The sequence below is a fragment of the Rufibacter radiotolerans genome, from assembly GCF_001078055.1.
Lineage (GTDB): Bacteria > Bacteroidota > Bacteroidia > Cytophagales > Hymenobacteraceae > Nibribacter > Nibribacter radiotolerans.
The window spans coordinates 4300024-4323348 of record NZ_CP010777.1 but is presented as its reverse complement, the minus strand read 5'-3'; the positions used below and the strand labels follow the sequence as shown (position 1 = coordinate 4323348).

Here is a 23325-nt window from a genome sequence, read left to right as displayed (position 1 = left end):
AAACCAATAGTATGGCGGAGACGAAAGCAGCGAAGACAAAAGATGCGAAAAAGGCAAAGGTAAACGCTGCCCCAGCATTTTCAAAAGAGACTTACCTGCGCTGGTATGAGATGATGCAGCTCATGCGCAAATTTGAGGAGAAAGCCGGTCAGTTATACGGCCAGCAGAAGATAAAAGGCTTTTGCCACCTCTACATTGGCCAGGAAGCCTGTGCCGCCGGTGCCATTACCGCCCTTACCAAAGACGATAAATGGATCACGGCCTACCGTGACCACGCGCACCCGCTAGGGCTGGGCACCTCGCCGAACGCCGTCATGGCCGAGCTGTACGCCAAAGCCACCGGTTGCTCTAAAGGCAAAGGCGGTTCCATGCACATTTTTGACAAAGAGGTGAATTTTGTGGGCGGCCACGGTATTGTAGGGGCGCAGGTTCCTATGGGTGCAGGTTTAGCCTTCGCAGAGAAATACAACAAGACCGGCAACGTGTCCATCACTTACATGGGTGACGGCGCCGTACGCCAGGGTGCTTTGCATGAGGCCTTTAACATGGCCATGCTCTGGAAACTGCCTGCCATCTTTGTGGTAGAGAACAACGGTTATGCCATGGGTACCTCAGTGCAGCGTACCTCTAACGTAACCGAGCTCTACAAACTGGGTCTGGCCTATGACATGCCGTCTGAGGCCGTGAACGCCATGCGCTGTGAAGACGTGCATGATGCCGTAGCCCGCGCCGCTGAGCGTGCCCGCGCCGGTGAAGGCCCTACCTTCCTGGAGTTCCGGACGTACCGCTACAAAGGCCACTCCATGTCTGACCCGGCTAAGTACCGTACCAAAGAAGAGTTGGAGAGCTACCGCAACCAGGATCCTATTGAGAGCGTGCGGTTCACCATTCTGGAGAACCAGTATGCCACCGAGCAGGAGCTGGAAGCCATAGACAACAAAATAAAAGCCCAGGTGCAGGAATCTGTAGAGTTTGCAGAGAAGTCTCCGTACCCGGCGCCAGAAGAATTATACACAGACATTTACGTAGAGAAAAACTATCCTTACGTGATGGACTAAAAATCCCGCTCGCGGGAACCCTCTCTCTTGAAATGGGGTTCAGCGGGCAGGGCTTTTTCTCATAACCAGCAGCTAATCATATTTTTATATTTACTGATGTCAAATAATACAATGAAGCACGAGAGCGAATTCGAGCTAGTGGAGAATCCAGATGCGCTGGCCGAACGCCTTGTGCAGTCAGAGGAATTTGTGGTACGTCACAAAAACCTTTTGATAGGTCTGTTTGTGGCCATTGCGGCTGCTGTGGTGGGCGGGTTCCTGTACTACCAGAACCAACAGACTAAAAATCAGGAGGCCCTGGCGGCCATGTTCCAGGCCGAGTATTACCTAGAAGCTGATTCTCTGAACAAAGCTATGAACGGTGACGGCCAGAACGCTGGCTTTAAAACCGTAGCAGATGAGTACGGCAGCACCAAAGCTGGTAAACTAGCCAACTTCTACGCCGGCGTGGTATCTTTAAAGCAAGGCAAATACCAGGAAGCCCTGGATTACCTGGAGGAATTCAAGTCTGATGACTTGTTGCTTCAGGCCCGTGCCTACAGCCTGCAAGGCGATGCCAACCTGGAGCTGGGCAAGAAAGAGGAAGCGGCTGCCCTTTACAAGAAAGCCGCCGACCACAAAGCCAATGACTTCTTCTCGCCGCAGTACCTTATGAAAGCCGCTGTGGCCTATGAGTCGGCTAACCAATACGCAGAAGCCGTGGAGGTGTACGAGAAAGTGATCAATGACTATCCGGTAAGCCCAGAGGTAAACGACGCCAAGAAATACAAAGCCCGCGCTGAAGGCCTGGCCAAGAAATAATTTCTGAAAAGAGAATCCCGCGGAGCGGCTGCTGTAGTAATTTATGGCAGCCGCTCCGTTTTTTTATGCAATTTTGCGTAGAACCGTTTCCGGGCCGTTTTTGGCAAAACAGGCCTAAAACAGCCCGGTCTAAAGCAATTCCTCTTTTTTAAACGTTGAAATTCAATGGCAAGTGCCCTGAAGAACCTCAGTGAGTATAACTCAGATAGTATGCCGGACATCTCCGGAAAGAGATTTGGTCTGGTAGTAGCAGAATGGAACAAGGAAATCACAGATGCCCTGTGCAAGGGCGCTTATGAGACGCTCCTACAGCACGGCGCCAAACCAGACAACATTTACCGCAACACCGTGCCCGGTAGCTTTGAGCTGACCTTAGGGTCGCAGTTTCTGGCCCAGAGCAATGAGATTGACGCCGTCATCGCCCTGGGTGTAGTGATCAAAGGCGAAACCAAGCATGATGACTACATCTGCCACGCAGTGGCCCACGGGCTCACCCAGGTAGGCCTGAAGTTCAACAAGCCGGTAATCTTTGGCTTGGTGACCACCAATGACGAGCAGCAGGCCTGGGACCGCGCCGGCGGCAAGCACGGCAACAAAGGCGTGGAAGCAGCCGCTACCGCCATCCAGATGCTCAAGTGGCTGGACTAAGCAATATTTAAAAACAGATAAAACAAGAAATGCCAGCCGCTTCTAAAGCGGCTGGCATTTCTTGTTGAAGGTCAAGTTATCTAAAACTTAAGACCCAGGCTAATACCGCCCCGGCCAATCCAACCGCTAAAGGCGGCGTCTTCTATGTCACCTTTGTTCCCAGACTCCACGCTTACACTACTGGCGGTGTACTCAGGGCCCAGGAAAATATCAAAGGAAACCCGGTCTTTAAAGATCCATTGCCTACCGGCTACCAGTCCGCCGCCAAAGTTGGTAGAGGTGCCCTTGTAACTTTCAAACTCATTGTCTTCTACGGTAAAGCGCATAAAACCCAGAAAGGGCGCCACGTAGAACCCGTCTGGCGCCGGGGTTTCAGAAAGGTAGAACCTGAACTCGGGGGTCACCCCAAACCCTGAGAGCTCTTCAAACTTGGTGAAGAACACGCCCAGCTGGGTGCTCTTAGTATCATCAATGACCCGCTCATAATAGAAAGAGCCTGTCTGCAGAAGCGGGGCCAGCAAGTTAGCCTTTACCAGATTCTGCGACTGGGCCGTGTGTTGGAGCAGGAAAAAGCAGCCTACCACGGCTATGAAGTAAAGTTTTCTCATATCAAATCATGTTAATAAGTAGCACTTTATAAAAACCGCTCCGCCCCAACTGCGGTAGATGAGAGCGATTTCACTATACACCACTAGCGTGACTGTCTTCTGAAAGAAAATAGGTTTCCAGATAGAAAGAGCCCGCTGCCTCACCCATGGGAAAGAGCTGTTTAAATATATAGAATTTAAATATGTTAAGTGAGGAAGGACCTGATTTTGTAGACAACCGCTCTGCCATTCCGTCAAAGCCACCGCTCTTAGACTAAAAATATTGGGTAGGGACAACCGGGGAATGCCTTCAGGAAGAGCTCACGATAAAGGGAGAGGACGGTGAGAGACCAAGTGGAGAAGCGGCTGCTGTAAAGGAGCTGAGCATTTTTATTGCTGCCATAAAAGAGGAAGGAAGAAGCCTGTTACAGGAGGGAATAGTAAAATTCGGCTACCATTTTGATACTCTGCATAGTTTTAAGAAATAATAACTGTATTTTTGCGCAAAAAAAAGGAGCCGGTGTCTTCCTGAAACAGGCAGACAATGTTTGGAATCTTGCCTTCAGGAAACCAAATAGAGCCGGCTCAGTGTTCTTATATACTAACAAACTATAGCTTAACCGTTACGAACCCAAAAAGCCATGAGTGAAGAAAAACAGCGGTATTCCCAAGAGGAATTGAACGAATTTCAGGAAATCATCATTGAGAAATTAAATAACGCCCGCAAAGAGGTTGGCTTTATAAAGGAAACGTTGAGCCGTAGAAATGACGCCGGTACAGACAATACCGCCTCAACTTCTAAAGTATTGGAAGACGGAGCAGATACTCAGGAAAAAGAAAGCCTGAACCAATTGGCCTCCCGGCAGTTGAAGTTTATCCAGCAGTTGGAGAACGCTTTGATCCGGATCAAGAACGGCAGCTACGGCGTTTGCATTAAAACCGGGAAACTGATCCCCAAGGAGCGTTTAAAGGCCGTGCCGCACACGCAGCACACTATTGAGGCCAAAATGAACCGCAACGACTAATAAAGAGAACCCATTTGAACCTATTACTGAACCACCTTCAGGCTCTGATTTTTTGCGCCACTTCGCCGGTGTCTATTGAGGAACTGCAGAAATGCCTTTCCGAGGCCTTGGTCATGGAGGTAAGCGTAAGTGATGTATTGGAGGGAATTGAGGAGTTAAACACTCAATTCTCCACCGATGCTTTCGCATTTCAGATCTACGCTATTGGAGGTGGGTATCAGTTTCTCACCAAACCTGCTTACCAGGACTCGGTAAGCATTCTGCTCAAGCACAAATCCAAGAAGAAGCTATCGGCCTCCGCCCTGGAGACCCTGGCCATTATTGCCTACAAGCAACCCATTACCCGCTCCCAGGTAGAGCAGATCAGAGGCGTGAGCTGTGACTACGCCATCCAGCGCTTGCTGGACAAAGGCCTTCTGGAAATAAAGGGCAAAGCCAACACCATTGGCCGCCCGGTCCTGTTTGGCACCAGCCAGAAGTTCATGGAATACTTCGGGCTGAATCACCTCAAAGACCTCCCTCAGCTCCGTGACCTGGCTCCGGAGGAAAACACCATCGGCGAAGCCGCTGCGCTTTAAGCATACCATCACATCCTTTTTATACAGTAGCGATACTGCAATTTTCACAAGAACATGGCTAGAAACGAAGATACGCCTCAAGAAGGCAACGACCGCGCACGTGATAACTCCCGCGGCGGCGAAAGAAAAGTATTTGGCAGAGGCACCCGCTTTGACCGCCCTGCCCCCGGAGACCGTGAAGGCGGCTTCCGGAACAGAGAAAGAAAACCAGAAAATACAGACAGACCCGCAGGTGACCGTGCCGAAAGACCACGCCGCGAAGATGCGCCTGACGGCGAAGTAAACACCCGCCGCGAAGACCGCGAGCGCGCTCCCAGAAGAGAAAACGACCGCCGAGGCGGCGACTTCCGTCCGGCCCGCGGCTTTGAAAGACCAGACCGCGGCAATGACCGTGGTGCAGACAGACCCCGTGGCGGCGCTGACCGCCCAGACCGTTCTGACCGTCCGGCCAGAGAAGGCGGCTTTAACCCTTCAGAAGGCAGAGATAGCCGCGGCAGCGGAGGTTCTTACCAGGACCGCCGTGAAGGTGGTAGCCGCCCAACCCGCGGAGGTGAGGAAAGAGGCGGCGAACGCCGTTCTTTTGGCAACCGCGATGACCGTGGCGGCGAGCGCCGCTCTGGCGACCGTCCCGCTTTTGGTGCCGGCCGTGAAGACAGCCGTGGCGCCCGTAGCGGTGACCGCCCCGACCGGGGTGGTTTCAGAAAAGAAGGCTTCTCCTCTGACCGCCCAGACCGTGGCGCAGGCCGCGGCGGCGATGACCGCAGAGAAAGAACCGGCGACAGAGAAGGAGGCAGCTTTAACCGCCGCGATGACCGGCGCAGTGACGCTCCCCGCGAAAACAGGCCGTTTTCTGGAAACAGAGACGAAACCAGCGGAGAACGCCCGGCCCGCAGAGAAGGCGACAGACCTTTTGACCGCAGCGCCCCGCGTGAGAACCGTGGCCGTGAGGACCGTTCCTCTTCATTCCAGCGCCGTGATGACCGTCCGGAGCGTGCCCACAGCCGCCCAGAGCGTTCTGACCGCCCTGACAGAGACAGCAAAGGATTTAAGGAAGGCCGTTTTGGCCGTTCAGATGAAGAAACCCAGGAGGCTCCGGCCTATAACCTGAGACGCTATGAAGAGCGCCAGAAGAAGAAAAAGCCAGAGGGTGCCAGTGATGAACTGCGTCTGAACCGCTATATCGCCAACGCCGGTATTTGTTCGCGCCGTGAGGCCGATGAGCTTATTGCCGCCGGTGAGATCAAGGTAAACGGAGAGGTGGTAACCGAGATGGGCTATAAAGTAGCGCCTTCTGATACCGTGCAATATGGCCGCAAAACCCTTAGCCGGGAGAAAACGGTGTACGTGCTCCTCAACAAACCCAAAGACTTCCTGACTACTACTGATGACCCGGAAGGCCGCAAGACTGTCATGGATCTGATCAAGAATGCCTCTAAGGAGCGCTTGTTCCCGGTAGGCCGTCTGGACAGAAATACCACTGGTCTGTTGCTGTTCACCAATGACGGCGAACTGGCCCAGAAACTGACGCACCCGTCTAACAAGGTCTCTAAGATTTACCAGGTGGAGCTGGACAAGCCTATCACCCAGGAACACCTGAAGCAGATTCAGGAAGGGGTGGAGCTGGAAGACGGCAAAGCCATAGTAGATGACTTAGGCCTATTAGGTGACAGCAACAAATTCCTGGGGCTGGAGATCCACATTGGACGTAACCGCATTGTACGCCGCATCTTTGAACACCTGGGCTATGACGTTGTCACCCTGGACCGCGTGCAATATGCCGGCCTTACCAAAAAAGACCTGCCTAGGGGCAACTGGCGCTTCTTGTCAGAAAAAGAAGTGGTGCGCCTGAAATACTTTATGTAATCTGCCGTTCAAAGAATGCTGAATCTGGCCATTGACCGGGGCAACACCCGCTTTAAAGCCGGTCTTTTTGAAGACGGGCAACTGGTACAGCAATTCACCTGCCCAGATTTCTCCTCCTTGGGGGAGAAACTGGCGGGTTTGCCGGTCCGGAACGCCATTATGGCGTCGGTGAGCCAGGAATCAGCGGCCTTGGTGCAGCAGCTACCGGTAACGGGGCAGCATCTTCTGTATACTGCCCAGACACCGGTTCCGGTGCAGAACAACTATGGCACCCCGCATACGCTGGGCGTTGACCGGTTGGCTGCCGCGGTGGGCGCGCAATACCTGTTCAAAGAGCGCAACTGCCTGATTATAGACGCCGGAACCTGCATTACCTATGACCTGCTGCTGGCCAGCGGTTCTTTTGAGGGAGGTACTATTTCACCGGGTATTACCATGCGCTACCAGGCGGTGCATACGTTTACCGGTAAGTTGCCCTTGCTGGAAGGCTATGAATTGCCGCCCTTGCCGGGGAAGACCACCGCAGAAGCCATACAGGGAGGAATTCTCTTTGGGGTGAAGGCAGAGGCCGAAGCCATGATTCAACATTATGACCGTCAATACAAACCATTGACGGTGGTATTGACGGGCGGTGACGCCCCGTTTTTTGAAAGTACAGTAAAAGCACGCATCTTTGTCATTCCCGAACTGGTTTTAATCGGGTTAAACCGAATTCTTGAGTATAATGTATAAACATTTCCGCGCACTGTTCCTTTTCTCCTGTTTATGTATTGGCTCGCAACAGCTACAGGCGCAACAACTCTCAAATTCCCCGTATTCCCGTTTTGGGGTTGGTGATGTGGTGCATGGTACTGGTACCATCCGCAGCGCGGGCATGGGCCAGGTAGGGGTAGGGAACGCCAGCGGCGCCCTGATCAATGACATGAACCCGGCCTTGCTGTATTACAACAATCTGGTAACCTTTGAGGCCGCCGTGGCTTCTGAACTCAAACGCATCTCAGATAAAAAGGAATCACAGATTGACGGTACCGCCAACCTGGGGTATTTGTCACTGGCTGTTCCTATTTCCCGCTTCTGGACCTCTTCTTTAAGCCTGAAGCCCTACAGCAGGGTAAACTATATCACCTATCTGACTGCTCCCGTAGCCGGCGTAGAGGAAGGCACCGCCAGTACCTTTACCCAATACAAAGGCACCGGAGGCCTTAATGAAGTGTCCTTCGGGAATGGGGTTCGCATTGCCAATGGCCTTACCGCCGGGGTTACTGGTTCTTATATCTTTGGTACCATTGACAAGCAAGCCACTACCATTCTGGTGGAGGAAGGCGAGACCAGTGACCTGCAGCAGACGCTTTTCCATACTACCACCAAGTACTCTGGCTTGCTGTTCAAGGGAGGCCTGCACTACCGCAAGAAATTCAGTGATAAAATAAGCATGGGGCTGGGTTCTACCTACACCACCAAGGCCGTGATTGACGCAGACCGGCAGGTGGCCCAGGAGCGCAGAGCCCTGGATGAATCCCTGATCTCTGGCATTACCACAGACAGTTTGGAAGGAAATACCACTTTGCCGCAAATGGTACAGGTGGGGCTTTCCATTGACAACAACAAAACCTGGTCTGCCGGCCTGGACTATTCCACCACCAAAGGCTCTGATTTCAGAGGCTTCAGCCTGAACAAGAACGAAGGCCGCCAGGAATTGGGAGACAGCTACAGAATAGGACTTGGTACCGAGTTCACCCCAGACCCTAACTCCGTGAGCTCTTACCTGAAACGGGTCACCTACCGTGTGGGCGGGTACTATGGCAACTCAGAGATACAGGCCGTTACGCTGGGGAACACCACGGGTAGCATTCAGACGTTAAAAGACATGGCCCTTACCTGGGGCTTCTCCTTCCCGCTGGGGAGAGGGGTTCGTCCGCCAGATTATACCCAAGCCATGCTGAACACCAGTTTTGCTATTGGTCAATTAGAAGCGAAGGAATCTGGCCTGAAGGAACAATACCTGCGGGTGAGCCTGGGCGTTACCTTCAATAACCGCTGGTTCATTAAACGCAAGTTTGACTAGTACATTCTCATTACCCGGCGTTTAGCAAAAAGCAGATACCAAATCAATAGCCCCATTTAAGGGATATGGTTTGGTATCTGATGCGTTTATAGCCATAAGTGATATTTTCAGGTTCTGCTAACAAGATCTATGCGTAGGATTGGTCTATTTTATTTGATGCTTTTGCTCAGCGTGCTTACCTGGGGTTGCCAGGGCGCAGATGACGCGGTGAAGCCTATTGAGTACAAAGGGCCCAGTTCTGAGACCTACAACCAGGTGACTATTTACAGTGACTCGGCCAAGACCAAGCTCAAGCTAAGTGCCCCGGTAGAGCAGCAGCTCCAGAACGGCGACGTGGTCTATCCCAAAGGCCTGTACATCACCTTCTATGAAGAAGGGGTGCCTACCAGCATCATCTCGGCTAAATACGCCAAGTATGACAAAGCCAAAGACCTCTATTTTGCCCGTAACAACGTGGTAGTAAAAAACACTAAGAAAAACGAGCAGCTCAACACAGAGGAATTGTTCTGGCAGCGGCAGAAAAGAAGCATTTACACAGATAAGTTTGTGCGCATCACCAGCGCCGAGGAAGTAGTGACGGGCGTAGGCCTCACCGCCAATGAAGATTTCTCCAATTACCAGCTCAAGCAGTTCTCGGGCTCTTTTATGTTAAAGCAATGACCCTGAAGCAAACCATTTATCTGGCCCTAGCCGTGGTCTGCCTGGTCATTGGCATTCACCAGGCCATGGTGACGGGTATTCTGGAAAGCTACTGGATCTTCATGCTCTCGGTGATCTTTCTCATGCTTTTCCGTATGAACAGACCAAAGCCTTGATTTCCTATTCCGGCCCATGGATTTAGCCACCCTATACATTGCTATTGCGGCGGGCGTACTGCTGCTATCGCTTTTCAGCGTGGCTGAGGTGGCTACCCGCTATACTACGCGGCCTCTTATTTCCTTGGAGGCCTCAGAAAACCAATCATCCTTGCTGGGCTTTCTGCTGCGCCGGGAAAAGCTGCTGTTCCTGACTATTCAACTGGGGCTGGGGCTGGGGGTAGTCTTGCTGGGTTTTGGCCTGTTTGGCAGCCTGGCGTTTTACCTGAACCAATTCCTGATGACCGTCTGGGCCTATCTGCTGGCCGGAACCGTCACGCTGCTGGCCAACTGGGTGCTGGTGGTGGGTGTGGGTACCATGGCTAGCCTTTCGGCCCCGGCCGGGTTGTTGAAACTGGTGGCGGGGCCGGTGGCTTTTTTTCTGTTGCTCTTCTATCCGTTCACGGCGCTGCTTACATCTGTTTTTAGCCTGTTTTCTGGAAAAGACCCCGAAAACGAGAAAGAGCTGCTTTCCAATGCCCTGGCGTTCCAGCCGTTTGCGGTAAAGCTGCAGACCCCAGAGGAGGCTACCCTGGCCATGGTGAACTCCAGTGAGGTAGACAGCAAGATCTTCCATAACGCCCTGGAGTTCAAGACCGTGAAAGTGCGGGAGTGCATGGTGCCCCGTACCGAGATTGACGCCATTGAGCTGGAGGAAGGGGTAGACGTGCTCAGGCAGGCCTTCATTGAGACTGGCCATTCCAAGATCCTCATCTACCAGGACTCCCTGGACCATATTCTGGGCTACTGCCACCAATTCTCGCTTTTCACCAACCCCGCCACGCTGGAGGAGATCCTTACCCCCATGGAGGCCGTGCCGGAGAACATGCTGGCCAAAGAGCTCTTCGTGAAGTTTATTACCGAGCACCGCAGCATTGTGCTGGTGCTGGATGAGTTTGGCGGCACCTCGGGCATTGTGACCCTGGAAGACGTGATGGAGGAGATTTTAGGTGATATCAATGACGAGTATGATGAGGAAGACCTGCTGGAGCAACCGCTGCCAGAACCGGGGTCTTACCTGTTCAGTGCCCGCCAGGAAATTGACTACCTCAATGATGCCTATGACTTGAACCTGCCCGAGGGGGACTATGAAACTTTGGGGGGCTTTATCTTGTCTGTGCTGGAAGAGATTCCCTCGGCTGGTGACGTGATTGTGGTTCCTCCTTTTGAGATCAGGATCCTTTCCATGGATGAACACCGCATCAATACGGTACATCTCTCTGTTAAGTTGGGCGCCGCCGAAGAATAAGCTGCCTAATAGAGACTTATATTTTGATTTTATCACATATTCAGATTATTTTGCATAACGCTTAAAATACGTCAAATACTTACATGGCATTAATTAACAAGATTAGAGAAAAGTCTGGCTTCGCCATTGGCGCTATTGCCGTTGGCTTGCTTATTTTCATTGTGTTGGGAGACCTGCTGGGACCAAATTCCCGGTTGTTCGGAGACAAGATGGTGGTAGGAGAAATTGCGGGGCATGAGGTGTCTGTGCAGGAGTTTGAGGGGATGTTTGAAGAGGCTAAGAACAATTATGCCAACCAATACGGCCGTCAGCCCTCAGAGGCGGAACTGGCTTCTCTGCGTGAGCAGACCTGGAACCAACTGGTTTTCAAGTACGCCTTTGAGGGCGAGTTTGACAAAGTAGGCTTAGGTATCTCTGAAGACGAGCAGGTAGACATGGTACAGGGCCGCAACGTGCACCCTGCCCTCAAGCAAATGTTCACCGACCCGCAAACCGGCCAATTCAACGTAGACCAGGTAAAGCAGACCTTGCGTAACCTGGGCAGCATGCCTCCGGAGCAACAAGCCGCCTGGCGCAAATACGAGCAGGATCTGGCCACAGACCGCCTGCGCAACAAATACTACAACCTGTTCTCGTTCTCTAACTACGTGACCACCGAAGAGGCCAAGCGTTTCAATGCCGAGCAAAACAGCCGCGCCAGCCTGAAATACCTGTTCATCCCGTATTTCAGCATTGCAGACTCAACGGTGAAAGTAACCGATGACCAGCTGAGCGAGTATCTGAACAAGAACAAAAAGAAATTTGAAGTAGAAGAAGGCCGGTCTATCACCTACGTAACCGTGCCGGTAAGTGCTTCTAAGGAAGACAGCGCCGCCTACAGCACAGAGACGGCTGACCTGGCCGCCCGCTTTGCCAGCACAGAGAATGACTCCCTGTTTGTGAAAGCTGAGTCTGATACCCCATTCAACGGAGCCTACGTACCTGCTAATGAGTTGCCGGAAGAACTGAAGACCCAATCTTTGGAGCAAGGCAAGATCTACGGTCCTTTCACCCAGGGCGGAAACTTTAGCCTGTACAAGATCATTGGTGTAAAAGAAGGCGGCAAAGCCTCTGTACGCGCCAGCCACATTTTGATCAAGCCTGAGAGCGCTACCCCAGAGGCCAAAGCCGCTGCCAAAGCCAAAGCCCAGGACATCCTGAATCAGATCAAAGGAGGAGCTAACTTCGCCCAACTGGCAGCCCAACACGGTACTGACGGAACTGCCTCTGTAGGTGGTGACCTTGGTTGGTTCACTGAAGGACGCATGGTGCCTGCATTTGAGAAAGCGGTATTTGCGGCCAGCGGTCCTGGTTTGCTGCCTAACCTGGTAGAAACCGACTATGGCTACCACATTGTAAAGATCACGGAGCCTAAAACCACTAAAACGTACCAGGTAGCCCAGGTAACCCGGGCCCTTACGCCAAGTGACAACTCGCGTGAGTATGCCTACAGCCGTGCCGGCGCCATTGCCTCTAACAGCTCAAACCTGGAAGAATTCAAGAAAGCCGTAGCCGCAGAGAAAGGCCTGAGCACCGCTGAAGCCAAGATCAGCGCCGCAGACCGTGCCGTGAATAACCTCCAGAACGGAAGAGAACTGGTTCGTTGGGCCTTCTCAGAAGACACCAAAGTAGGAAGCGTGTCACACGTAATCACCATGGATGACCAATACGTGGTAGCGGTAGTAACCGGTAAGCGTGAAAAAGGAACCGCCAAAGTAGATGACGTACGTGATGAGCTGACCGCTGCCGTGCGCAATGAACTGAAAGCGAAGAAGATCAAAGAGAAATTAGGTGCTGTTTCTGGTACCCTGGAGCAAGCCGCTGCCAAATACGGCGCAGACGCCATTGTTCGTCCGGCTAGTGACGTGACCTTGGGTGCCGCCAACGTACCAGGTTTAGGTTTTGAGCCAGTAGCCATCGGTAAGGCCTTCGGGTTGAAGCCGGGCCAGCGCACCGCGCCAATTGACGGCGAAGGTGGGGTAGTAGTAGTGGAACTGTCTAGCATCACTCCAGCCACACCGGTAGCTGACATTAAGGCCGTGAAGCAGCAACTGCAAGGAACCCGTGCCGGACGTGTACAAGGTGCCCTGTATGAGGCCGTACGCAAGAACGCCAAGGTAGAAGACAACCGCGTTCGGTTCTTCTAGAACCAGGATTTCTAACATAGAAGACAGAAGCCGCGCCACCAGCGCGGCTTCTGCTTTTTCAGGGGAATCTGTTTTAGGCCTGTTTTTCTTAAAAGAGCCCTAAAACGCTATATTGAATCTCCGTAGAATACGTTAAGGAAGAAGAGCTTACCCATTTTACAGCACATGAAAAGACCGTTTTGGATACTATGCCTGGTGGCCCTTTGGGGGTGGGGAATGACTGCGCCGCAGCAGGCCGTGGCCCAGAACATACCGGAGCAGATGGCGCTGGCCAAGGAATACCTGCGCCAGAACGACTACGCCAAAGCCGAGGTGCTACTCAGTAAGCTCATTGACCAGGACGTACAGTTCGGGTTGGTGTACCCAGATTACCTCAAGACCCTGCTGGCCCTGCGTAATTTCAAGGAAGCCGATAAACTGGTGAAACGAGCCCAGAAGAAATACCCCACGGTGCCAGCCTACGCCATAGATGAAGGAAAGGTAATGCAGGCCGCCGGCAACAACACCGCTGCCGAAAAGAAATGGGCGCAGGTGGTCCAGACCACCAACCCTGAGAATGTCTATGCCATTGCCACCTCTTTTCAGCAGGCAGACCTGCTGGACTACGCCGAGAAAGCCTATCTGAAGGCCCGGGAGCTGAGCGGCAGCGAGAAAAGCTTCGCGCCGCAACTGCTGCAGCTGTACGCCTACCAACGCAAGACAGACCCGCTCATTGAAGAAGTGCTGCGCCAATTGAAAAACAACGCCCTTCCGCTGCCCTATGCCCAGAACATGCTGCAGAACACGCTCCGCGATGAAGAGTCTTTGAATAAGCTGGAACAACGCCTCATGGTAGAGGTGCAGGCAAATCCAGACGCCACGCCCGTGCAGGAGCTCCTTATCTGGACCCTGCTGCAACGCAAGGACTTCGGGCCGGCGCTATTGCAGACCCGCGCGCTGGACCGCCGTACCCAGGCCGGAGGCGCCCAGGTGCTTTCCCTGGCAGACATCAGCCTGCAGAACAAAGATTTCGCAACCGCGATTGAGGGCTACACCTATGTGATGCAGCAGTACAAGACCGGAGAGCTGTACCCCATTGCCCGCCAGCGCATCATCCAGGCCCGCGAAGAGCAGGTGAAGAACACGTTCCCTATTGACCAGGCCAAGATAAAGCTGCTGGCACAGGAGTACGAAGCCCTGCTTCAGGAAATGGGCCGTTCTGACCGTACCGCCGAGATCATCAAGGAGCTGGGGGAACTGCAGGCCTTTTACCTGGACGCCCAGGCCCCGGCCATGAAGAACCTGCAAGAAGTGATAGACATGCCCCGCGCCAACCCAAACGTAGTAGCTGAAGCCAAACTGGTCTTAGCCGATGTGTACCTGCTGCGCGGCGAGCCCTGGGAAAGCACCCTGCTCTACAGCCAGGTAGAGAAAACGCACAAAGAGCAGCCTCTGGGCTATGAGGCCAAACTGCGCAATGCCCGCCTGAGCTATTACAAAGGCGATTTTGAACTGGCCCAGAGCCACCTGGATATCCTGAAACTGGCCACCAGCCGCGAGATTGCCAATGACGCCCTGGATCTGAGCCTGCTCATCATAGACAACACCGGTATGGATACTTCGGCGGCGGCGCTCAAGGAATACGCCGCCATTGATTTCCTGGTATTCCAGCACAAGTACCCAGAGGCCCTCACCGCCCTGGACAAGCTGCTGACCAAATACCCCGGCCACAGCCTCACCGACGAGATCTATTTCCAGAAGGCCGAGCTGTTGCAGCAGATGGGCAAATTTGACGAGGCCGCTAAAAACCTGCAGCTCATCATTGACAACCCCAAATATGATATCCTTTCAGATGATGCCCTTTTCCTGCTGGCCAAACTGAACGAGGAAAACCTCAAGCAACCCCAGAAAGCCCAGGAATTCTACGGCAAGCTGCTGGAGAAACACCCGGGCAGCGTGTTCGTGGCGGAGGCTCGCAAACGGCTGAGGAAGCTGCGGGGCGATAAGGTGTAGGGGAAGTTTACTTCCTGTTTAAGGGCCGTTTTCTTAAAAACAGGCTCAAAACAGAAATCTGCTACGCGAAGAAGAGAAACAGCAGCGCCAGAAAAAGGAAAAAAGACAGGTACATGAGGCCGTCCACCAGGCCGTAGTCTTTGTATTTGTGGTAAATATCTTTGATTCTTTTCATGGGTGAAGACGTGCCATAAGGTGAATTATTTCCTGGTAAACGCGTAGCTGGTAAAACGAGTGCCCGAGTTCTGTGTCAGATTTCGTATTTTTGTCGCCTCATATCACAGATGAAACCGCAGCAACACAGCCGATGCAGAAACGATGGGTAGTAAAGGAAGCGCCGGACGCCGCAAAAGTACAGAATTTAGTCGATAGCCTGAGCATTAGCAGGACCTTGGCGGGCATTCTCTGCCAGCGGGGCATCTGTACCTATGAGGAAGCAAAAACGTATTTCCGCCCTTCGCTCCAAGACCTGCATGACCCCTTCCTGCTCAAGGACATGGACAAGGCCGTGTTTCGGCTGGTAGAGGCCCTGCACCGCCAGGAGCGCATTCTCATCTACGGCGATTATGACGTGGACGGCACCACCTCGGTGGCCCTGGTTTTCAGCTTCCTGCAGACTTTCTTTGAAGATAGAATTGAGTACTATATCCCGGACCGTTATGCCGAAGGCTACGGAATTTCCTTTGCCGGCATTGACTACGCCCAGGAATTCGGCTTCAGCCTGATTATCTCCCTGGACTGCGGCATCAAATCCATTGACAAGATTGCCTACGCCAACGAGAAAGGCATTGACTTCATCATCTGTGACCACCACTTACCTGATGATCTGCTGCCTCAGGCCGTGGCTGTGCTGGACGCCAAACGAATAGATTGTCCGTACCCCTACAAAGAGCTGGCCGGCTGTGGCGTGGGCTTCAAGTTCATGCAAGCCTTCTGCCTGAGCCAGGGCTTTGACCTGGAGCCCTTGTATGAGCTGCTAGACCTGGTGGTGATCAGTATTGCCGCCGATATTGTGCCTATTACCGGCGAGAACCGTATTCTGGCTTACCATGGGCTGCAGCGCATGAACAGCGGCGCCTTGCTCAGGCCCGGGCTGGAAGCGCTCAAAGAGCTGGCCGACCTGCGCGGCGAGCTGGACATCACGCAGATTGTTTTCGGGTTTGCCCCGCGCATTAACGCCGCCGGCCGCATGGGCGATGCCAAGCGCTCGGTGGCCATGCTGCTGGCCAGAACTAAGGAAGAAGCCTTTGACATGGCCCAGGCCATTAACGTCTCCAACTCAGAGCGCCGCGGCCATGACACCAGCATCACCAAAGAGGCCCTGCAGATGATCCAGGATGATGATTTCCTGCGCAACGCCCGCTCCACAGTGCTCTATAAAGAGAACTGGCACAAAGGTGTAGTAGGCATTGTGGCCTCTCGATGCATTGAGAAATACTACCGACCCACCATCATCCTCACAGAGTCCCACGGCAAGGCCACGGGCTCGGCCCGGTCCGTGCATGGGTTTGATGTGCACCAGGCAATTCTGGCCTGCTCAGACCTCTTAGACCAGTTTGGCGGGCACATGTACGCCGCCGGGCTTACCATGCCGGTGGAAAACGTGCCGGCGTTCAGGGAGCGGTTTGAGGAGATTGTAGCCAATACCATTCTGGAGGAGCAGTTGGTGCCCATGGTGGAGATAGACAGCCCGCTGGAGTTCCACCAGATCTCCCAGAAGTTCTTCAACATCTTAAAGCAGATGGAGCCGTTTGGTCCGGGCAACATGGCGCCGGTCTTCGTGAGCTCCTGCGTCTATGACACCGGCTCAGCGCGCGTGGTAGGCGATGCCCACCTCAAGCTGCGCCTCACCCAAGACGGTGACATTTCCTTTGACGCCATCGCGTTCGGCATGGCCGAATACTATCCCCGCATTCAGAAAGGCATTCCGTTTGACGTGTGTTACTGCGTGGAGGAGAATGTGTTCCGGGGCAATGTGACCTTGCAACTTCGCATCAAAGACATCCGCTTCGCGGAATAGCTTTCTGTTTTATCGTGCTTTCCGTTTTAGGCCTGTTTTTGAGAAAACGGGCCTAAAACGACTTTTTTCTAATTTGGCCTTTTACTCGCCGTGGTTGGTGTTCCTAGGGGCCAACGACTTAGACTGCCTTTCCATCTACCAATAAGCTTTTACTTTTTATTAACTTCCTGCCCAGTCTCTTAGCGGGAGTCGCGGCCGGCCGGCGTCTGTCACTTTTCTCCTTGATGAGAAAAGTAACCAAAAGAATCAAGAAGCCCCGAACTCGCTGCCGCTCAGACAGGCGGGGCTTCACCGCGGTACCACCTGGCAAAGGCTATCTGTTCCATAGGGAGCTTACACCATTACTGTTTGTTCCGCTACTGCTTGCCCCTGCTTCGGGCTACGCGTGGCGGCCCTCCGCAAGGTTATGGGTACACGACTGGTTTGCTGCTTGGTCCGTTGCCATGCCTGTATCGCCTTTCAGGCGGAGAGGAAAGAGTGCCTGCTTCTTGCCAGATTGCGCTGGCTCCAAAGACCTCGTAGCGTGCGCAGCTCCTACGAGTGTCTTCGCCAATGGCCTTGCACATAGGAGAATAAGCCACGTTGGTGTAGGGACAGGGCTTGACCTGTCCGTGGCGGTTCAAATGGTAACACTGTTTCTCTGTGGTTGCTCGTTCCATGCCATAGCCATTTTAGGGCCGTTTTTCTCAAAACGCTTCTAAACCAGGATTTAGCGGGGAATAAGTTCGCATGTAAGGAGCAGATAGTGTATTTTTAAATTTCCATCCTACACAAACAACCATTCCCAGATATGAAACCCAAAATCGTTTTGGCGGGGCTTTTGCTGAGCGCATGTGCGTTGACGTCGCAGGCCCAGGCGCCCGCTAAAAAAGTCTTGACCCATGATGTCTATGACTCCTGGAAGAGCATTGAGGCAGACTCCCTTTCCAATGACGGTAAATTCCTGCTCTACGGCGTAGAACCCCAGGAGGGCGACGGCGTCCTGCACCTGAGAGATTTGACCCAGAACACGGGCAAGGCCTTTAAGCATGGCTATAAAAGCGCCTTTACCGTAGACAGCCGTTTTGCCATCTTCCAGATCAAACCTGCCTATGCCGTTACCCGTCAGGCAAAGTTGAAAAAGAAGAAGCCCGAGGAGATGCCCAAGGATTCCCTGGCTATCTATGACCTGGCCAAAGGAAGCGCGCAGTACGTGGCCCGCGTGAAGTCCTATAAACTGCCCAAGCAAAGCGGCGAATGGCTAGCCTATCAGTTGGAGGCGCCCTTGGCTACTAAGGCCGCCAAAGATACTAGCAAAACCAAGGCGGCCACTCCGGCCCCGGCCCCTAGCAGACCTACGGGCAGAGCTACCGGCGCGGGAACCGACAAAAAGGAAGAGGCCTCTGAACTGGTACTTCGCCATCTGGCTACCGGCCAGGAATACCGCTTTGACCGCGTCATTGATTTCCAGTTCTCAGACAAGGGCAACATGCTGTTCTTCGTGAAAGCCGCCAAAGACTCTCTACATAAGGCTGGCGTGCATGCCTTCAATACGGCTTCACGCAAAGCTATGCCTATTGACAGTGGCCGCGTGACCTACAAGAACCTGGTGTCAGACAAGGCCGGCGAGCAATTGGCGTTTGTGACCAGCAAGGACAGCACGGGCAAAGACATCCGGTACTTTCAGCTACGCCACTGGGTGGCCAAAGACAACAAAATCCGCGTGCTAGCAGATACCGCCTACAAAGGCATGCCGGCAAAATGGATGGTGAGCGAGCACGCCCAGTTGGGCTTCTCAGACAAAGGCGACCGCCTGTTCTTCGGGACCTTTCCGCGCCCTACCCAGTATGAGAAAGACTCTACCAAGCTAGACGAGGAGAAAGTGAGCCTTGATGTCTGGACCTACCGTGATCCTTTGATCCAGCCCATGCAGCTCAAGCAGTTGGAGCGGGAGCAGAAACGCTCGTTCCTGGCCGTGTATGACCTCAAAAGCAAGAAAATAGTGCAGTTGGCCACCCTGGAGATTCCGGATGTGTCTTTGAACCCCGGTCGTACTTCTGATGTGGCCGTGGGCAGCAGCAACGTGAACTACCTGTTGAGTGTGGGCTATGACACCCCGTCCCGGCAAGACACCTGGCTCATTGACCTGAAAGACGGCAGCCGCAAACTGGCCATAAAAAACACCCGCGGCACCCCAAGATTATCGCCGGCCGGGAAATACCTGTACTGGTATGAGCCCGCTGATAGTTCCTGGAAAGCGATGTCTGTGAAAGCTGGCACCCCGGTGAACCTCACAAAAAAAATGAAAGTGGCGTTTTATGATGAACAGAATGACATGCCTACGCTGCCTGAGGAGTACGGTATCACCGGCTGGACCAAAGACGATGCGCACCTGCTGGTAAATGACCGCTATGACATCTGGCGGTTGGACCCTTCTGGCAAAGCGGCTGCCGTGAACATCACCGACGGCTACGGCCGTCAGAACAACCTGCAGTTCCGGTACCTGAGCCTGAACCCCAGCCAGCGCGTGATCCCTTCAGAGGACCAGATTCTGCTGCGCACCCTGGACCTGAAGACCAAAGACGCCGGTTTCTACACCGACCACGTAACCAAGGCCGGAGCGCCGCAAAAAGTTTTGATGCAGCCCTACAGCTTCTCCAGCGTGCGCAAAGCCAAAAACAGCGACCGCCTTATCTTCCGGAAGGCCAGCTTCAAAGAGTATTCAGACCTGTGGGTAAGCAACACCAGCTTTACCAATCCGCAGAAGATCAGCAACGCCAACCCGCAGCAGAATGAGTACCTGTGGGGCAGCGTGGAACTGGTAGACTGGCGCTCAGACAATGGCGTTCCCCTGGAAGGCCTGTTGTTCAAGCCCGAGAATTTTGACCCCAAGAAGAAGTACCCCATGCTGGTGTATTTCTATGAACGCAACGCAGAGACCCTTCACAATTACCGCTCGCCGGCCCCCAGCGCCTCTACCATTAACATTCCGTTGTTCGTGAGCCAAGGCTACCTGGTGTTTGTGCCAGACATCGTGTACAAAGACGGTTACCCCGGCGAGAGCGCCTACCACAGCATTATCCCGGGCGTGCAGAGCCTGGTGGCCAAAGGTTTCGTGGATGAGAAGAACATGGCCTTGCAGGGGCAGAGCTGGGGCGGTTACCAGGTGGCGTACCTAGTAACCCGCACGAACATGTTCAAGGCCGCCATGGCCGGGGCCCCGGTAAGCAACATGACTAGCGCCTACGGCGGAATACGCTGGGAAAGCGGCATGAGCCGGCAGTTCCAATATGAGCGCACCCAAAGCCGTATTGGCGGAACGCTATGGGAAAAGCCCATGCAGTACATTGAGAACTCTCCGCTGTTCTTCGTACCCAAAGTGGAGACCCCGCTCATGATGATGGCCAATGATAATGACGGTGCTGTTCCGTGGTACCAGGGTATTGAGATGTTCATGGCCCTGCGCCGCCTGAACAAACCCGTTTGGCTTTTGGTGTATAACGGCGAGGCCCACAACCTGGTGCAACGCAAGAACCGCAAAGACCTTTCGGTGCGCATGTCACAGTTCTTTGACCATTACCTGAAAGGCGCCCCAGAGCCTGCCTGGATGAAGAAAGGGGTACCAACGCTGGTGAAAGGCAAAGAGTACGGCCTTGAACTGATTGAGGAACCCGCCACAGCCACGCCCGCGCCCGGTCAACAGCCAGCCACCACGCCAGTAAGCCAGCCTAACACCATGCGGTAACCCGTTTCCGAGCCGTTTTCCTGAAAACAGGCCTAAAACGCCCGACTCCTGAAAAGGGGCCGGGCGTTTTTTATGGGTCTATCTGTTGATGAAGCGCGTTGGGCAAGAACAACATTCCCTACAAGAAGCAGTACAAACTAAGACACCTTAAGGAAACCGTTATGATGCCAGACAGCACTTTAGAAGAGCACAATATTGGTTCCGTTGTAGCGGCCAGCCTGAACCAGAATGCCTCTATCAAGAATATCTTCGGGGAACCCATAGAAACCCAGGGCAAGACCATTATTCCGGTGGCGCAGGTAGCCATGGGTCTGGGCGGAGGCTACGGGCAAGGCAATAAGAAGACCGAAGCCGGGAAAGACGCCAGCGGGGAAGGGGCCGGCGGAGGGCTCTATGCCGTCCCGAAAGGTGTGTTTGAGGTAACAGCCAAAAAGACCAGGTTTATCCCGGTTTCCACGTCGCGTCCGTTTCTGCTGGGCGCCGGCTTAGGGTTTTTGCTAGGGTGGCTGTTGTTCAATAAAAGAGCAGCCAGAAGCTAGGCAGACTGGTGTATCCGGCGAAGAATGGGCTGGCGTTCTACGCCTGTTTTCCCGAAAACGGGCTTAAAGCTCGTTGTTTTGTGCCATGGTGCCGGTAGGGGCTGGGGCAGCCGCTTTGGCCGGAACGCAAAGCTTGTTCAGCGCAGAGACGTCTCCAAAAAACCAGTTCATGTCTACCGGGGCGTCAATGCCTTTCACGGTGCCCGTTTCTGAGTATTGCCAGAAAGCCATGTTGTCTTTGGGGTGCGTAATAGGCTCGGCGTTCTGGTACCGGGCAATCCATAAAGGATAATCCGTGAAATAGCCTCTGAGCTTGCGGTTGTAATAGATCTGGTTGGTATAAATGATGGGTTTCACGCCGTAGTGTTCCTCAATGGCAGTGAGCCACTGAAAGATGTCGCGGCGAAGTTGGGCATCAGAAATGCTGTTGCAAGGAGTTTCCACATCCAGGACCGGGGCCAGGTCGCCGGGCAGCAACGTCACCGTTCTTTTGAAAATCTCAATCTGGTCCTCAATACTCACATCTGGCAGGTAGAAGTGGTAAGCCCCGCGCTTAATGCCATACTTGCGGCTGTTCTCCCAGTTCGTGTCAAAGTACCGGTCCTTCAGGAAATCGCCTTCGGTGGCTTTCATGAAGGCGAAATGGATCTCGGCTTCCTTCACATGCTCCCAGTTCACGTCTTTCTGGTAACGGGACACATCAATGCCATGCAGAAATTCTGAGGAAGTGGACCCCGCCGCCATTAAAAACAGGCTTATGAAGAACAGGGCCACCGGTGCCGTACCTTTGCGACGCAGGATGTGGAAAAAGGAGAACATGGTTACGTTGATCTACTAGTAATAAGGACGTAAAAGGTAAAGCAAAAGATGAGAAACAGCAAATTTTATTACTCATATACACCACTTTATAAGCAGAGTGCAACAATATAATATAACCATTTAACAATTTATGCGTAAAGCCCCCTCTTTTGCGTTACCATACCACATCTAAGGTTTATTCCTTAATTTTAAGGCAATGATTTTACGTTCCGAAAACCTGTTCAAAAAATATAAGTCTCGCACGGTAGTCAATGATGTGAGCGTAGAGGTAAACCAAGGCGAGATTGTGGGGCTGCTAGGGCCCAACGGCGCCGGTAAAACCACTTCCTTCTACATGATTGTGGGGCTGGTGAAGCCTAACTCCGGGCGCATTTTCCTGGACCACGAAGACATCACTACCTTGCCCATGTACCGCCGGGCCAAAAAAGGCGTGGGCTACCTGGCGCAGGAAGCCTCGGTGTTCCGGGACCTGACCGTGGAGGAGAACATCATGGCCGTGCTGGAGATGACCGATAAGAACAAGCAGGAGCGCCGCGAGAAAGTGGAAGAGTTGCTGGAGGAGTTCTCGCTCACGCACGTGCGCAAAAACAAAGGCGTGGTGCTTTCCGGGGGCGAACGCCGCCGCACCGAGATCGCCAGGGCCCTGGCCGTAGATCCCAGCTTCGTGCTCCTGGATGAGCCGTTTGCCGGGGTAGACCCTATTGCGGTAGAAGAGATCCAGACCATTGTGGCCAAACTCAAAACCAAGAACATAGGCATTCTCATCACCGACCACAACGTGAACGAGACCCTCTCCATCGTGGACCGCGCCTACCTGCTCTTTGAAGGCAAGATCCTGAAATCCGGCACCGCCGAAGAGCTGGCCGCCGACGAACAAGTGCGCCGTGTCTATCTGGGCAAGCACTTTGAGCTGAAGCGGAAGATCTAGTTACTTGTTGATTGTTAATTGCTGATTGTTTTTTTTTTTAGATGGAAGAGAGAAAATATCTGCAGTTAAATGATATTGAAGCTTATAAAGCTGCTTTTAAACTAAGCAATTATGTTTGGGAAATAGTAACCAAATGGGGCCATTTTGAAAAAGAGATGGTTGGTAAGCAATTTGCAAGAGCAGTGGACAGCCTTTCAGCCAATCTGGCGGAGGGCTTCGGGAGGTTCGGGAAGAAAGACAAAATCAACTTTTATCGTTTCGCTCGCGGCTCTGTTTATGAATGCTTGGATTGGAATGAGAACGCAAAAGTCAGAAACTTAATCTCTGAAGAACAGTACAAGCACATATTCCAAAATCTGTAAAGGTTACCTATATCGATCAACAATCTA

At 53.1% G+C, this 23325-nt stretch carries 20 protein-coding genes; 18 read left to right on the top strand and 2 right to left on the bottom strand.

Going from position 1 to position 23325, the window contains the following annotated elements:
- Window positions 1-11: 11 nt before the first annotated feature.
- From pdhA to ribH, 3 genes are all read left to right on the top strand, one after another.
- Window positions 12-1058 carry a pyruvate dehydrogenase (acetyl-transferring) E1 component subunit alpha gene (pdhA, locus tag TH63_RS17590; RefSeq protein WP_048922100.1) on the top strand — a complete coding sequence of 349 codons (1047 nt, stop codon included), beginning with the start codon at window positions 12-14 and terminating at the stop codon, window positions 1056-1058.
- 96 nt (window positions 1059-1154) lie between these two features.
- Window positions 1155-1859: a tetratricopeptide repeat protein gene (locus TH63_RS17585; protein ID WP_048922099.1), complete on the top strand. Its 705-nt coding sequence runs from the start codon at window positions 1155-1157 to the stop codon at window positions 1857-1859.
- Between the two features lie 165 nt (window positions 1860-2024).
- Window positions 2025-2507 (top strand): 6,7-dimethyl-8-ribityllumazine synthase, encoded by a 483-nt coding sequence (gene ribH, locus TH63_RS17580; RefSeq protein ID WP_048922098.1) that lies wholly within the window; start codon window positions 2025-2027, stop codon window positions 2505-2507.
- An 80-nt stretch (window positions 2508-2587) separates the two neighbouring features.
- Here the strand turns inward: ribH and TH63_RS17575 are convergent, their stop codons facing one another.
- Window positions 2588-3115 (bottom strand): DUF3575 domain-containing protein, encoded by a 528-nt coding sequence (locus TH63_RS17575; protein WP_048922097.1) that lies wholly within the window; start codon window positions 3113-3115, stop codon window positions 2588-2590.
- Window positions 3116-3735: 620 nt separating this feature from the next.
- Here TH63_RS17575 and TH63_RS17565 point away from each other — a divergent pair.
- The 13 genes from TH63_RS17565 (at window position 3736) to TH63_RS17510 (ending at window position 21189) form a co-directional block, all read left to right on the top strand.
- Complete coding sequence (locus TH63_RS17565; protein ID WP_048922095.1) at window positions 3736-4119, top strand: TraR/DksA family transcriptional regulator; 384 nt, start codon at window positions 3736-3738, stop codon at window positions 4117-4119.
- 14 nt (window positions 4120-4133) lie between these two features.
- Entirely contained in the window at window positions 4134-4697 is a 564-nt protein-coding gene (gene scpB / locus TH63_RS17560; protein ID WP_048922094.1) for an SMC-Scp complex subunit ScpB, read from the top strand.
- Between the two features lie 54 nt (window positions 4698-4751).
- On the top strand, window positions 4752-6560 hold the full coding sequence (locus TH63_RS19870; RefSeq protein WP_076606528.1) for a pseudouridine synthase: 1809 nt from the start codon (window positions 4752-4754) through the stop codon (window positions 6558-6560).
- 15 nt (window positions 6561-6575) lie between these two features.
- Entirely contained in the window at window positions 6576-7292 is a 717-nt protein-coding gene (locus TH63_RS17550; protein WP_048922093.1) for a type III pantothenate kinase, read from the top strand.
- On the top strand, window positions 7285-8625 hold the full coding sequence (locus TH63_RS17545; protein WP_076606527.1) for a hypothetical protein: 1341 nt from the start codon (window positions 7285-7287) through the stop codon (window positions 8623-8625). The genes TH63_RS17550 and TH63_RS17545 overlap by 8 nt, the downstream gene beginning before the upstream one ends.
- Window positions 8626-8754: 129 nt before the next feature.
- Window positions 8755-9285, top strand: a complete 531-nt coding sequence (gene lptC / locus TH63_RS17540) for an LPS export ABC transporter periplasmic protein LptC (RefSeq protein WP_076606526.1) — start codon at window positions 8755-8757, stop codon at window positions 9283-9285.
- Window positions 9282-9440 (top strand): hypothetical protein, encoded by a 159-nt coding sequence (locus TH63_RS20415; protein ID WP_156180690.1) that lies wholly within the window; start codon window positions 9282-9284, stop codon window positions 9438-9440. Before lptC ends, TH63_RS20415 begins: the two co-directional genes overlap by 4 nt.
- A 16-nt stretch (window positions 9441-9456) precedes the next feature.
- On the top strand, window positions 9457-10728 hold the full coding sequence (locus tag TH63_RS19865; RefSeq protein WP_053093845.1) for a hemolysin family protein: 1272 nt from the start codon (window positions 9457-9459) through the stop codon (window positions 10726-10728).
- An 83-nt stretch (window positions 10729-10811) separates the two neighbouring features.
- Window positions 10812-12914, top strand: a complete 2103-nt coding sequence (locus TH63_RS17530; RefSeq protein ID WP_048922090.1) for a peptidylprolyl isomerase — start codon at window positions 10812-10814, stop codon at window positions 12912-12914.
- 165 nt (window positions 12915-13079) lie between these two features.
- The gene (locus TH63_RS17525) at window positions 13080-14906 is read left to right on the top strand and encodes a tetratricopeptide repeat protein (protein WP_082161778.1); all 1827 of its coding nucleotides are present in this window, start codon (window positions 13080-13082) and stop codon (window positions 14904-14906) included.
- Between the two features lie 307 nt (window positions 14907-15213).
- Entirely contained in the window at window positions 15214-16926 is a 1713-nt protein-coding gene (recJ, locus tag TH63_RS17520) for a single-stranded-DNA-specific exonuclease RecJ (protein WP_048922088.1), read from the top strand.
- 790 nt (window positions 16927-17716) lie between these two features.
- Window positions 17717-20650 carry an alpha/beta hydrolase family protein gene (locus TH63_RS17515; RefSeq protein ID WP_082161777.1) on the top strand — a complete coding sequence of 978 codons (2934 nt, stop codon included), beginning with the start codon at window positions 17717-17719 and terminating at the stop codon, window positions 20648-20650.
- Between the two features lie 161 nt (window positions 20651-20811).
- On the top strand, window positions 20812-21189 hold the full coding sequence (locus TH63_RS17510; RefSeq protein ID WP_197088588.1) for a GerW family sporulation protein: 378 nt from the start codon (window positions 20812-20814) through the stop codon (window positions 21187-21189).
- A gap of 63 nt (window positions 21190-21252) precedes the next feature.
- Here the strand turns inward: TH63_RS17510 and TH63_RS17505 are convergent, their stop codons facing one another.
- Complete coding sequence (locus tag TH63_RS17505) at window positions 21253-22008, bottom strand: glycoside hydrolase family 25 protein (protein ID WP_053093843.1); 756 nt, start codon at window positions 22006-22008, stop codon at window positions 21253-21255.
- Between the two features lie 196 nt (window positions 22009-22204).
- Here TH63_RS17505 and lptB point away from each other — a divergent pair, with 196 nt between their 5' ends.
- Entirely contained in the window at window positions 22205-22936 is a 732-nt protein-coding gene (gene lptB, locus TH63_RS17500) for an LPS export ABC transporter ATP-binding protein (RefSeq protein WP_048922086.1), read from the top strand.
- A gap of 41 nt (window positions 22937-22977) precedes the next feature.
- On the top strand, window positions 22978-23298 hold the full coding sequence (locus TH63_RS17495) for a four helix bundle protein (protein WP_048922085.1): 321 nt from the start codon (window positions 22978-22980) through the stop codon (window positions 23296-23298).
- Window positions 23299-23325 lie beyond the last annotated feature (27 nt).

Coding starts and splice junctions, on each gene's coding strand:
- pdhA (WP_048922100.1), top strand. CDS start 12: ATGGCGGAGACGAAAGCAGCGAAGACAAAAGATGCGAAAAAGGCAAAG.
- TH63_RS17585 (WP_048922099.1), top strand. CDS start 1,155: ATGTCAAATAATACAATGAAGCACGAGAGCGAATTCGAGCTAGTGGAG.
- ribH (WP_048922098.1), top strand. CDS start 2,025: ATGGCAAGTGCCCTGAAGAACCTCAGTGAGTATAACTCAGATAGTATG.
- TH63_RS17575 (WP_048922097.1), bottom strand. CDS start 3,115: ATGAGAAAACTTTACTTCATAGCCGTGGTAGGCTGCTTTTTCCTGCTC.
- TH63_RS17565 (WP_048922095.1), top strand. CDS start 3,736: ATGAGTGAAGAAAAACAGCGGTATTCCCAAGAGGAATTGAACGAATTT.
- TH63_RS19870 (WP_076606528.1), top strand. CDS start 4,752: ATGGCTAGAAACGAAGATACGCCTCAAGAAGGCAACGACCGCGCACGT.
- TH63_RS17550 (WP_048922093.1), top strand. CDS start 6,576: ATGCTGAATCTGGCCATTGACCGGGGCAACACCCGCTTTAAAGCCGGT.
- TH63_RS17545 (WP_076606527.1), top strand. CDS start 7,285: ATGTATAAACATTTCCGCGCACTGTTCCTTTTCTCCTGTTTATGTATT.
- lptC (WP_076606526.1), top strand. CDS start 8,755: ATGCGTAGGATTGGTCTATTTTATTTGATGCTTTTGCTCAGCGTGCTT.
- TH63_RS20415 (WP_156180690.1), top strand. CDS start 9,282: ATGACCCTGAAGCAAACCATTTATCTGGCCCTAGCCGTGGTCTGCCTG.
- TH63_RS19865 (WP_053093845.1), top strand. CDS start 9,457: ATGGATTTAGCCACCCTATACATTGCTATTGCGGCGGGCGTACTGCTG.
- TH63_RS17530 (WP_048922090.1), top strand. CDS start 10,812: ATGGCATTAATTAACAAGATTAGAGAAAAGTCTGGCTTCGCCATTGGC.
- TH63_RS17525 (WP_082161778.1), top strand. CDS start 13,080: ATGAAAAGACCGTTTTGGATACTATGCCTGGTGGCCCTTTGGGGGTGG.
- recJ (WP_048922088.1), top strand. CDS start 15,214: ATGCAGAAACGATGGGTAGTAAAGGAAGCGCCGGACGCCGCAAAAGTA.
- TH63_RS17515 (WP_082161777.1), top strand. CDS start 17,717: ATGAAACCCAAAATCGTTTTGGCGGGGCTTTTGCTGAGCGCATGTGCG.
- TH63_RS17510 (WP_197088588.1), top strand. CDS start 20,812: ATGATGCCAGACAGCACTTTAGAAGAGCACAATATTGGTTCCGTTGTA.
- TH63_RS17505 (WP_053093843.1), bottom strand. CDS start 22,008: ATGTTCTCCTTTTTCCACATCCTGCGTCGCAAAGGTACGGCACCGGTG.
- lptB (WP_048922086.1), top strand. CDS start 22,205: ATGATTTTACGTTCCGAAAACCTGTTCAAAAAATATAAGTCTCGCACG.
- TH63_RS17495 (WP_048922085.1), top strand. CDS start 22,978: ATGGAAGAGAGAAAATATCTGCAGTTAAATGATATTGAAGCTTATAAA.